The sequence below is a fragment of the Pseudomonas sp. CBS genome, from assembly GCF_024734645.1.
Taxonomy (GTDB): Bacteria; Pseudomonadota; Gammaproteobacteria; order Pseudomonadales; family Pseudomonadaceae; genus Aquipseudomonas.
On record NZ_CP102929.1, the window covers coordinates 6,649,734 to 6,660,935 of the forward strand.

At 59.4% G+C, this 11,202-nt stretch carries 9 protein-coding genes and 4 tRNA genes; 11 read left to right on the forward strand and 2 right to left on the reverse strand.

From position 1 onward, the window contains the following. Positions 1-157: 157 nt before the first annotated feature. Together NVB75_RS30405 and NVB75_RS30410 are read right to left on the reverse strand one after the other, a co-directional pair. Positions 158-1,708: an MDR family MFS transporter gene (locus tag NVB75_RS30405; protein WP_218264093.1), complete on the reverse strand. Its 1,551-nt coding sequence runs from the start codon at positions 1,706-1,708 to the stop codon at positions 158-160. Beyond that, positions 1,698-2,744: an HlyD family secretion protein gene (locus NVB75_RS30410; protein WP_093199419.1), complete on the reverse strand. Its 1,047-nt coding sequence runs from the start codon at positions 2,742-2,744 to the stop codon at positions 1,698-1,700. Before NVB75_RS30410 ends, NVB75_RS30405 begins: the two co-directional genes overlap by 11 nt. 195 nt (positions 2,745-2,939) lie before the next feature. Here NVB75_RS30410 and gltX point away from each other — a divergent pair, with 195 nt between their 5' ends. The 11 genes from gltX to NVB75_RS30465 all read left to right on the forward strand — a co-directional run bounded on the left by gltX (position 2,940) and on the right by NVB75_RS30465 (position 11,189). Beyond that, positions 2,940-4,421, forward strand: coding sequence for a glutamate--tRNA ligase (gltX, locus tag NVB75_RS30415; RefSeq protein WP_093199413.1), 1,482 nt, complete (start codon positions 2,940-2,942; stop codon positions 4,419-4,421). Positions 4,422-4,568: 147 nt separating this feature from the next. Beyond that, a tRNA-Ala gene (locus NVB75_RS30420) sits at positions 4,569-4,644 on the forward strand. Positions 4,645-4,723: 79 nt separating this feature from the next. Then, a tRNA-Glu gene (locus NVB75_RS30425) sits at positions 4,724-4,799 on the forward strand. Positions 4,800-4,849: 50 nt separating this feature from the next. Beyond that, positions 4,850-4,925: transfer RNA gene (locus NVB75_RS30430), tRNA-Ala, on the forward strand. An 80-nt stretch (positions 4,926-5,005) separates the two neighbouring features. Next, positions 5,006-5,081: transfer RNA gene (locus NVB75_RS30435), tRNA-Glu, on the forward strand. A gap of 183 nt (positions 5,082-5,264) precedes the next feature. Then, positions 5,265-5,804, forward strand: coding sequence for a TetR/AcrR family transcriptional regulator (locus tag NVB75_RS30440; protein ID WP_017478788.1), 540 nt, complete (start codon positions 5,265-5,267; stop codon positions 5,802-5,804). A 28-nt stretch (positions 5,805-5,832) separates the two neighbouring features. After that, a complete protein-coding gene (locus NVB75_RS30445) occupies positions 5,833-6,666 on the forward strand; it encodes an alpha/beta hydrolase (protein ID WP_093199405.1) in 834 nt (277 codons plus the stop codon). Between the two features lie 50 nt (positions 6,667-6,716). Then, a complete protein-coding gene (locus tag NVB75_RS30450; protein ID WP_093199400.1) occupies positions 6,717-7,166 on the forward strand; it encodes a thioesterase family protein in 450 nt (149 codons plus the stop codon). Positions 7,167-7,206: 40 nt separating this feature from the next. After that, entirely contained in the window at positions 7,207-8,172 is a 966-nt protein-coding gene (locus NVB75_RS30455) for a tRNA-dihydrouridine synthase (RefSeq protein ID WP_258344681.1), read from the forward strand. 542 nt (positions 8,173-8,714) lie between these two features. Continuing rightward, positions 8,715-10,160, forward strand: a complete 1,446-nt coding sequence (locus NVB75_RS30460) for an adhesin (RefSeq protein ID WP_258344682.1) — start codon at positions 8,715-8,717, stop codon at positions 10,158-10,160. A gap of 81 nt (positions 10,161-10,241) precedes the next feature. Continuing rightward, positions 10,242-11,189: a hypothetical protein gene (locus NVB75_RS30465; protein ID WP_275713017.1), complete on the forward strand. Its 948-nt coding sequence runs from the start codon at positions 10,242-10,244 to the stop codon at positions 11,187-11,189. The last annotated feature ends 13 nt before the right edge of the window (positions 11,190-11,202 follow it).

Below are 11,202 nucleotides of genomic sequence, written 5' to 3' on the forward strand. Positions count from 1 at the left end.
GTTCCCACGCAGAGCGTGGGAACGATCTTCAAGCTCTTTGTGGCGAGGGAGCTTGCTCCCGCTGGGCTGCGAAGCGGCCCCAAAATTCTGGGAGCGCTCCGCACTCCAGCGGGAGCAAGCTCCCTCGCCACAACAAGCTCCCTCGCCACAGGTTATTTCAGTGGGATTCCCCAGCCTTGAGCCCCGCCGGCAACGCCTTGGTCAACAAGATCGCCACCATACTGATCCCCAACGCCAACCCCACAAAGTGAAACGCATCGTTGTAGGCCATGATCTGCGCCTGCTGATGGGCAATTTCACTCAACTTGCCCAACGCCGCCGTCTCACTGCCAAACGTCTCCGTCAGCCTGGCCATGCGCTCCGCCACCTGCGGATTGGTCGGCACAATCGCCTCACGCAGGTAATCAAAGTAGGTCTTGGTGCGCGCATCCAGCAGCGTCGCCAGCAACGCAATCCCGATCGCCCCACCCAGGTTTCGCAAAATATTGAACAGGCTCGACGCCGACCCCGCGTCTTTTTGCATGATGTACGCCGTTGCAATCAACGAAATTGTCACCATGATCAGCGGCTGCCCCAGCGCGCGGATGATCTGGATCCGGTTGAACTGGTCGCCGGCGAAGTCCGGGTTCAGCACTCCCGATGAAAAGCTCGCCAACCCAAACAACCCGAACCCCAGCGTACACAGCCATTTGGGCGACACGTATTTCATCAGCTTGGGCACCAGCGGAATCAGGAACAGCTGCGGAACCCCCATCCACATGATCACTTCGCCGATTTGCAGGGCGTTGTAGTTCTGGATCTGCGCCAGGTACAGCGGCAACAGATAGATCGACCCATACAGCCCCACGCCCATCCCCAGGCTGGAGATGCTCGACAGCCCGAAATTGCGATTGCCGAGGATGCGCAGGTTGATCAGCGGGTTGGGCTTGGACATTTGCACGATCACGAAGGTGATCAGACTCAACAGGGCGACGGTGCCCAGGCTGACAATCAGGCTGGATTCCAGCCAGTCCTTGCGATGGCCTTCCTCAAGAAACACCTGCAAACACCCAAGGCCCACGGCCATGGTGACGATACCGAGGTAGTCGGTGCTTTTGAGCAGGTCCCAGTTGGAGTCCTTTTTCTCCAGGCCGTACAGCAGCCCGGCGATCATGATCAGGCCCGGCGGGATGTTGATGTAGAAGATGTATTCCCAGCCCCAGTTCTCCGTGAGCCAGCCGCCAATGGTCGGGCCGATGGAGGGGGCGAAGGTGGCGGTCATGGCGAACATGGCCATGCCTTTGGCGCGGTGGTGTTCGGGCAGCTTGATCAGGGTGAGGGTGAACGCCAGCGGGATCAGCGCGCCGCCGGTAAAGCCCTGCAAGGCGCGGAACACGATCATGCTTTCCAGGCTCCAGGCCATGGAGCACATCAACGAGGCGATCAGAAACCCGCCCGAGACCCACACCGCCAGGCGACGCGCCGACAACAGCTGCACCAGCCAGGCGGTGAGGGGGATCATGATGATTTCGGCTACAAGGTAGGAGGTGGAAATCCACGAGCCTTCTTCCAGGGTGGCCGACAGTGCACCTTGAATGTCCTTGAGGGACGAGTTGGTGATCTGGATGTCGAGCACTGCCATGAAGGCGCCGAGCATCACGCTCATGACCGCGATCCAGTCGCGCCGGGTCGGTTCGCCGACCGGCGGCAGCAGTTGATCACCGGCCATCGTGCGGGTCTTGGATATTCACTTTGACCGTCACCGACATGCCCGGGCGGATTTTGCCTTGCAGCGGGTTGTCGGCGGCGAAGGTCAGTTTGACCGGAATCCGTTGTACGACTTTGGTGAAGTTGCCCGTGGCATTGTCCGGTGGCAGCAGGCTGAACTGCGCGCCGGAAGCGCCGAACAGGTTGGCCACGCGGCCTTCGATTGGAGTATCGCTGTAGGCGTCGAACGTCAGCTCGGCTTTTTGCCCGGGCTGCATGTGGCCGATCTGGGTTTCCTTGAAGTTGGCCTGCACCCAGATGTCCTGGTCCGGGACGATCGACAGCAGGTAGGCACCGGCTTGCACATATTGACCGTTGCGCGCGGCACGCTGGCCGATCAGGCCGCTGATGGGCGCGTGGATTTCGCTGCGGGTCAGGTTCAGTTCGGCCTGGGCCAGGTCGGTCTTGGCGTTGGCGATCATCGCGTCGAGGCGTTTGATCTCGGCGTTCAGGGCGTTGACCTGTTGGCGCTGGCCCTGCAGGTCGGCCTGGGCCATGGTCACCTGGGAGCGGGCGATATGGTTGTCGGCGTCGAGGGTGGTGACGCGTTCTTCGGAGACATAACCGGGTTTGCGCAGGGTTTGTGCGCGGTTCAGGTCGATCTGCGAGCGGCCGAGGGTGGCCTGGCTGGAAGAAACCTTGGCTGCCCCGGCGGCGATCAGGCTGGCTTGCTGGGTGAGTTTGCTCTGGGCCTGCACGCGCTCGGCTTCGCGCATGGCCAGGGCGGCGTTGGCGCGGTCGACGGCGAGGTGGAAGTCGTCACCTTCGAGCTTGACCAGCAGTTGGCCTTTTTCCACGTGTTCATTATCGCCCACCAGCACCTCGACGATGCGCGCGCCAAGCTGGCTGGAGACGCGGGTGATCTCGCCCTGGACGTAGGCGTTATCGGTGCTTTCATAAAAGCGGCCCTTGAAGAACCACTGGGCGAAAAAGCCCGCGGCAATCAGGACCACGATCAACAGGAAGATAAACAGGCGGCGTTTGAGCGGGGCAGGCATGGCGATCATGTCGGTAACAAAAGGTAATGGAATATAGCCAGCGAACCGTCTGGCAAATAGCCATGTCGAGTCTTGAGACCGGAGCTTGTCTCATATGCCCTTTGTTCGCCTCCCCACGCTGGAGCCCAAGGGCTTGGGGCTGTTACCATTCGCCCTTGTTTCATTTTCAGTTTTATCGCCAATTCGAGACCCGCCATGACCACCGTCCGCACGCGCATCGCGCCATCGCCTACTGGGGATCCCCACGTAGGTACTGCTTACATCGCCTTGTTCAACTACTGCTTTGCCAAGCAGCATGGCGGTGAATTCATCCTGCGGATCGAAGACACCGATCAACTGCGCTCCACCCGTGAGTCGGAACAGCAGATTTTCGATGCCCTGCGCTGGTTGGGCATTACCTGGGCTGAAGGCCCGGATGTCGGCGGCCCACACGGCCCGTATCGCCAGAGCGAGCGCAGCGACATCTACAAAAAATACACCCAGCAGTTGGTCGACATGGGCCACGCCTTCCCGTGCTTCTGCACTGCCGAAGAGCTGGACCAGATGCGCGCCGAGCAACAGGCCCGTGGCGAAACCCCGCGCTATGACGGTCGCGCGCTGCTGCTGTCGAAGGAAGAAGTGGCCCAGCGCCTGGCCGCCGGCGAGCCGCACGTTATCCGCATGAAGGTGCCGAGCGAAGGCGTGTGCGTGGTGCCGGACATGCTGCGCGGCGACGTCGAGATCCCGTGGGACCGCATGGACATGCAAGTGCTGATGAAGACCGACGGCCTGCCGACGTACTTCCTGGCCAACGTGGTCGATGACCACCTGATGGGCATCACCCACGTACTGCGTGGTGAGGAGTGGCTGCCATCGGCGCCGAAACTGATCCTGCTCTACGAGTACTTCGGCTGGGAACAACCGCAGCTGTGCTACATGCCGCTGCTGCGTAACCCGGACAAGAGCAAGCTGTCCAAGCGCAAGAACCCGACTTCGGTGACCTTCTACGAGCGCATGGGCTTTATGCCTGAAGCGATGCTCAACTACCTGGGCCGCATGGGCTGGTCGATGCCGGACGAGCGCGAGAAGTTCTCATTGCAGGAAATGGTCGATAACTTCGACCTGTCCCGCGTGTCCCTGGGCGGGCCGATCTTCGACATCGAGAAGCTGTCGTGGCTCAACGGCCAGTGGCTGCGTGACCTGCCGGTGGAAGAGTTCGCCAGCCGCGTGCAGCAGTGGGCGTTGAACCCCGAGTACATGATGAAGATCGCGCCGCTGGTGCAGGGCAGGGTGGAGACGTTCAGCCAGGTCGCACCGTTGGCGAGCTTCTTCTTTGCCGGTGGCGTGAACCCGGACGTGAAGCTGTTTGAGTCGAAGAAGCTCTCGGCTGATCAGGTTCGCCAGTTGATGCAGTTGATCCTGTGGAAGCTCGAAAGCCTGCGCCAGTGGGAGAAGGATGCAATCACCGCGACTATCCAGGCGGTGGTTGAATCCCTGGAATTGAAACTGCGCGATGCGATGCCGTTGATGTTTGCTGCGATCACCGGGCAGGCGAGTTCGGTGTCGGTACTCGATGCGATGGAAATTCTGGGCCCGGACCTGACCCGTTTCCGTCTGCGCCAAGCCCTTGATTTGCTTGGTGGTGTGTCGAAGAAAGAAAACAAGGAATGGGAAAAGCTGCTGGGCGCTATCGCTTAAGCCCGCTGTTGTAATGGCCAAACCCCGGTTTTCCGGGGTTTGCTCGGTAAGTGATTGTTATCTCGGCAAAAAATTTTGAAAATTGTTGAAAATAAATTTGACACGTTTCGAATACGCCATTAAGATTCGCCCCGTCCTCACCGACGAGGGGCTATAGCTCAGCTGGGAGAGCGCTTGCATGGCATGCAAGAGGTCAACGGTTCGATCCCGTTTAGCTCCACCAATTTACAGGTTCAAGGTCTGGCCACACCGTCCTTGAATTCGATCAGACTCAGCCTGATCACGTTGTATAGAAGGTTTGTGTCCCCTTCGTCTAGTGGCCTAGGACACCGCCCTTTCACGGCGGTAACAGGGGTTCGAGTCCCCTAGGGGACGCCAGTTTCAACAAGCAGTTCGAAAGGTCTGCTGCGCCGCGAGGCGAAAAATCCGGGGCTATAGCTCAGCTGGGAGAGCGCTTGCATGGCATGCAAGAGGTCAACGGTTCGATCCCGTTTAGCTCCACCAATTTACAGGTTCAAGGTCTGGCCACACCGTCCTTGAATTCGATCAGGTCTCAGCGCTGATCAGTTGTACAGAAGGTTTGTGTCCCCTTCGTCTAGTGGCCTAGGACACCGCCCTTTCACGGCGGTAACAGGGGTTCGAGTCCCCTAGGGGACGCCACGATTACCCGCTCTGCGGGATTTTTAAGGGTCATTCAATTATTGAATGGCCCTTTTGTTTGTCTGGCGTTTGGCCAATCTTCCTTCCTCTTCCTTGAATGTTCTTCTGACCAATGGTCATGCCGGTGGCTTGCGAAATATTATTATGGTAATAATATTCGAAGCATGAGATTCGGAGGCAACGATGAACGATAAAAAAGCGCAAACCCGCGAACGTATTCTGCAAGCTGCCAGCGCCGCCCTGGTGCAGCGTGGCCCGGCCGAGCCGAGTGTGGGCGAAGTGATGGGCGCGGCGGGGCTCACCGTCGGTGGTTTTTACGCGCATTTTGAAAGCAAGGATGCGCTGATGCTGGAGGCCTTCACCGCATTGTTGGCCCGGCGTCGCGCGTCCATCGACGACATGGACTCGACCTTGACCGGTGAAGAGCGCCGCGCCCTGGTGGCAGCGTTCTACCTGTCGCGCAAGCACCGTGACTCTACCGCCCAGGCGTGCCCGATCCCGGCCACCGTGGGCGAGATGAGCCGCCTGCCGGACGAATTTCGCCAGGCCTTGAACGAACACTGCGAGCTGATGGCCGCACAGCTGGCCGCCAGCCCGGAAGACACCGACAAGGCCCTGGCCGACATGGCGTTGATGATCGGCGGCTTGTCGCTGGCTCGCGCCCTGGGCCCAGGTGAGTTGTCGGACCGTGTGTTGCGTGCGGCCAAGTCCGCAGTGCGTTAAAAACGGCTTCTGGCCTGAGGAATAAGCGATGGGCACGTTGAAATGGATTCGTGGCGTCAATGGCACCTTGGGCCGGCTGGCGCCGCACACCGTTGCCAGCAAGATGCGTCGAGTGTTCATGACGCCTCGCGATTTGCCACCCCGTGACTGGGAGCTGCCGCTGCTGGCGCAATCCGAGCGCATCACTTTGCGTTTCGGCCTGTCGGCGCTGAAGTGGGGCCAAGGCCCTGCAGTGTTGTTGATGCATGGCTGGGAAGGGCGCCCGACGCAGTTCGCCAGCCTGATCACGGCACTGGTGGAGGCGGGCTATTCGGTGGTTGCGCTGGATGGTCCGGCCCACGGGCGTTCGCCGGGGCGCGAAGCCCATGTGCTGCTGTTCGCCCGCGCCATGCTGGAAGCCGCGGCCGAGCTGCCACCGCTGCATGCGGTCGTCGGTCACTCCATGGGCGGCGCCAGTGCGATGCTGGCGGTGCAGTTGGGCTTGCGCACCGAGGCGTTGGTCAGCATCGCGGCACCCTCGCGGTTTCTCGACGTATTGCGCGGCTTTGCCGGCATGGTCGGTCTGCCAGCGCGAGCGCGGTCGGCGTTTATCCAGGAGGTGGAACTGACGATGGGCATGCCCCTCAAGCACCTCGACGTGGCCCACTATCAAATGAATATCCCGGGGCTGATCGTGCATGCCGAAGACGATACCTTCGTCTCGGTCAAAGCCTGCCAGGTGATCCACGACGCCTGGTTCGACAGCCGCCTGCTGCGCCTTGAGCAAGGCGGGCACCAGAAGGTGCTGGCAGATCCGCGCGTGATCGAAGGCGTCCTGGCGCTGCTCGCCGGCCGCCACGTGCCGGAGCGCCAAACCGCCTGAACCATGGGTTACACTGCTCGCCGCCGACACTAATCGACCGGGAGCACTGCATGGGCTGGGATTTGGCAACGCCGTTTATCATCGATCTTCAGGTCGGTGCCGAAGACATCGACGGCCTGGGGCACGCCAACAACGCGGTCTATGTGTCCTGGCTGGAACGCTGCGCCTGGCGCCATTCCCAGCGCCTGGGGCTGGACCTTACCGAGTACCGCCGACTGGACCGCGCCATGGCCGTGGTGCGCCATGAGATCGATTACCTCGCCGCCGGCTACGAAGGCGACGAGTTGCAGTTGGCGACGTGGATCGTCGACTGGGACCAGCGCCTGAAAATGACCCGACGCTTCCAACTGGTACGTCCCCGTGACGGCGCCACCTTGCTGCGGGCGCAAACCACCTTTGTCTGCATCGAGTTGTCCAGCGGCAAGCCCAAGCGCATGCCGTCGGAATTTATTGAAGGTTACGGCCCGGCGCTGCAAGGCGAGTTACCCTCCGGCGCCTGAAACCCGTAAACTGCGCCACGTTTTTCGTTGAGTGTTTTCCATGCAAATTGCTTTGGCGCCCATGGAGGGGTTGGTCGACAACATCCTGCGGGACGTGCTGACCCGGGTCGGCGGTATTGATTGGTGCGTGACCGAGTTCATCCGGGTCAACGACCGCCTGCTGACGCCTGCCTATTTCCACAAACTCGCCCCTGAGTTGCTGCACGGTGCCAAGACCGCTGCCGGCGTGCCTCTGCGTGTGCAGTTACTCGGTTCAGACCCGGTGTGCCTGGCGGAAAACGCGGCCCTGGCGTGTGAGCTGGGCTCGCAGGTGGTTGACCTGAACTTCGGTTGCCCGGCCAAGACCGTCAACAAGTCCCGTGGCGGAGCGGTATTGCTCAAGGAGCCGGAACTGCTCAACCAGATCGTCGAGCACGTAAGGCGTGCGGTGCCGGCGCATATTCCGGTCACCGCCAAGATGCGCCTGGGCTTCGACAGCCCGGACGGTGCCCTGGTGTGCGCCACGGCACTGGCCGAAGGCGGCGCGGCGCATATCGTCGTGCACGCACGCACCAAAGTTGACGGCTACAAACCTCCGGCGCACTGGGAGTGGATCCCGCGCGTGCAGGAGGTGGTGAAGGTGCCGGTGTTCGCCAACGGTGATATCTGGAGCGTTGAAGACTGGCGACGTTGCCGGGAAATCAGCGGTGTGGAAGACATCATGCTCGGCCGCGGCCTGGTGGCCCGCCCCGACCTGGCTCGGCAGATTGCTGCCGCGCGGGCAGGGGAAGAGGTGGTGGAGATGACTTGGGCCCAGATGCAGCCCATGCTTCATGAGTTCTGGCGGCAATCCGTCGAGCAATTGACCGAGCGCCAGGCGCCGGGACGCTTGAAGCAATGGCTGGCCATGTTGACCCGTAACTATCCCGAAGCGGTCGAACTATTTACGCAGATGCGTCGGGAAACCGACCTGGAGCAGGTAGGACGATTGTTGGGGGTACCGGATTCGGTGGCGCTGCAAAATTAAGTTCATATATATAAACGTTTCAATCCAGTCATCGAGGGCGCCATGGGCGCCCTTTTTTTGCGTGTAATAAAGCGTTGTGCGGTGAGGAGAAAGGTCGCTGTTGGGTCGCCGTGTCGATTTTTAGTTGCTTTATATATGTGTGCAGGCTTCTTGTTTGCTACAGAGTCTTGCTTGGTTGAATGGCGATATTTTGAATTTTTATTAGTTTGGGTATTAGAGCGCGCGCAATAACACAGGCTAGATCGGTTTGTGTGAGCGAGTAATTTCAGCAATTTGCCTTAATCCCTGACTGTTGCCTGATATATCTGTTTTGCCCACTGCGAAGACCGGTAAAGCACGATGTATTCCGGAAAGTCCATAGGATAACGTCTCGATTTTCATTTGATTTCCTTATGTGAAGGCTGAATTTCGGAACCCGATGCCCGCAACACCCACGAAAGTAGCGAGTGTGCAGCACTTGGTTTTGTTTCCAGTCCAGAACCCGGACGGTTTGTTCCAGGCCGCTGACGGCGTTTTGGCAATCACTGAATAAGGAATTATTTATGTCTCATTTTTCGGTCAATAACTTCTCTCGCTTGAATAATGACTTCAATCAGCAGAGTACGGAGTTGCCAGGGTCAGTCGATAAGAGCTCGGGTGAAAAGCCGGCACCTGCAGCCGGTACATTATTGAAAAACAATCCCGCCGTTGGGTCGGACGGAACAGTTACCTTAAATAAAGATGCACTCGAGAAGTTGTTCGAGATGTTTGAGTATGCCTTTAAGGCTATACGGAACATGCTGTCCGGTCAGGGTGGGATGCCCAGGTTGATACCCGATGCAGGTCCACAGCCTAAACCTGAGAGAGAGGGCGATGCCCAGCTCAAGGATAAGGCTGGCAGTCATGCCTCTGTGCTGAATACGGTACTCAAGGACAAGGCAGGAACTCAACCGGAAGTGCTGAACACGGCACTCAAGGACAAGGCCGGGACTCAACCGGAAGTACTGAACACGACGCTCAAGGACAAGGCCGGGACTCAACCAGAAGTGCTGAAGACGGTACTCAAGGACAAGACCGAGACTCAATCGGAAGTGTTGAAGACGGTACTCAAGGACAACACCGAGACTCAATCGGAAGTGCTGAAGACGGCACTCAAGGACAAGGCCGGGACTCAATCGGAAGTGCTGAAGACGGTACTCAAGGACAAGGCCGGGACTAATCCTGAGGTGTCTACGCAGAAAGACACACCTGCAAACGATCCAGCGGCCCCTAATTCCACGCTCACCGTAACGCCAAAGCCCCAGACGTTGACGGAATTCCGCTTGCGGGAACCCACGTTGCCCAAAGACGTGCAAGTGAACAACAGGAGCAATTCCGATGTAAACGTCACGGTCCAAGTGATGAACTGCCATTGCCCTCACCCGGATGTACCGAATCCACGCGCCCCCGTCCCGCCGAAGCCCAATGCACCGACGGTACTCGTCTCGCCGAATCCAGACGCGCCGGTCCCACCGAAGCCAGGCACGCCGGTCTCACCGAATCCAGAAGCGCCGGTCTCACCGAAGCCAGGCGCGCCGGTCTCGCCGAATCCAGAAGCGCCGGTCTCACCGAATCCAGAAGCGCCGGTCCCACCGAAGCCAGGCGCGCCGGTCTCGCCGAATCCAGAAGCGCCGGTCTCACCGAATCCAGAAGCGCCGGTCCCACCGAAGCCAGGCGCGCCGGTCTCGCCGAATCCAGAAGCGCCGGTCCCACCGAAGCCAGGCGCGCCGGTCTCGCCGAATCCAGACGCGCCGGTCTCACCGAATCCAGAAGCGCCGGTCTCGCCGAAGCCAGGCGCGCCCGTCCCACCGAACCCGGGCGCGCCAATCCTGCCGAAGCCAGGCACACCGACGCCGGACATTACCGCACCCGGGCCGGCCGAGGATGACTTTGTGTTGGAAACCACAGGCCGGCGCTGGGCTTATGACAACGACTGGCGTTCCAATCCTGATCGCCGAGTGAACAGGTAAGTCAGCAACTTCCTCTGGTCTTTTCAATAGAGCGCTTCCCGGTCAATAACCGCCGGGAAGCCCTTGGTGAAGGATGGTTATATGTCGTGTTCAGAAATTAATAATGCGGGAAAGCTCGGCAACTATTATCAACACTTGGAAACTTGCACACCACGGCGATCGGTTCCGGTTGAGCAAGTAAGCGTCGATTGGCAACTCCCCTCATCACTCGGTAATACAGGCCAAGGTAGCGTTGGTAATACAGTCAGCGACGCCCCGGTATTAGCGAAGCTCCTTGAACTGTTCACCCAGTTTTTCATGCAGTTGCAAAATCTGCTCACAGGCAAGGAGCAGACAAACATCGTTCCGACTCAGGTAACGCCTGCGCCCCAAACCACTGTGGTACCCAAGCCGCACGTCCCACTACCGGATCCAACGCCACAGCGACTTCCGGCGCTTTCCAATAAGCGCAATGGCGCCAAGCCCGACAATATATGGAATGGCTTTCGCCAAGGCCCCGACGGCAATTGCGTGACCGTTTCGGCGATCAAGGCGGCGATGATGAGGTTCGGGCAGAGCCCGACCGATATTTTCAAGTCTGTTCAAGCCACAGGTAATGGCTATCACGTAGTCATGCGGGACGGATACACGCTGGACCTGAGCAAGGATGAACTGGACAGGGCAATCAGGGGCTCAAGGTTTGTCCCGATGCGTGATCCCGGCATGCTCAAGGACGCGTACTTTCTGTTTGCCGTCAGTGCCAAGCGGGCGATGTTGGAAAACAATGATGGCACCGCCAAGTGGGGATTTGAAGCCGCCATACACAGCCTCAACAATGGTGAAGATGAGGACTGGTCGGGGGAAGGCCTCCTGCGACTGGGCTTGCGCAACCACATGAAGAGAGTATCGGTAAGCGCCTTTCAGGATAAGTCGTTGATAGGCATGGTCAACAGGGATGCTCACTCGGTGGCTGTGGTCGATGGATGCGAGGAGTACTACGGCAGGAAAGGAGGACCGCCGCGTTTCGGGGATGCCATCGCATTGGTCTGACGTTCTCCCGGGG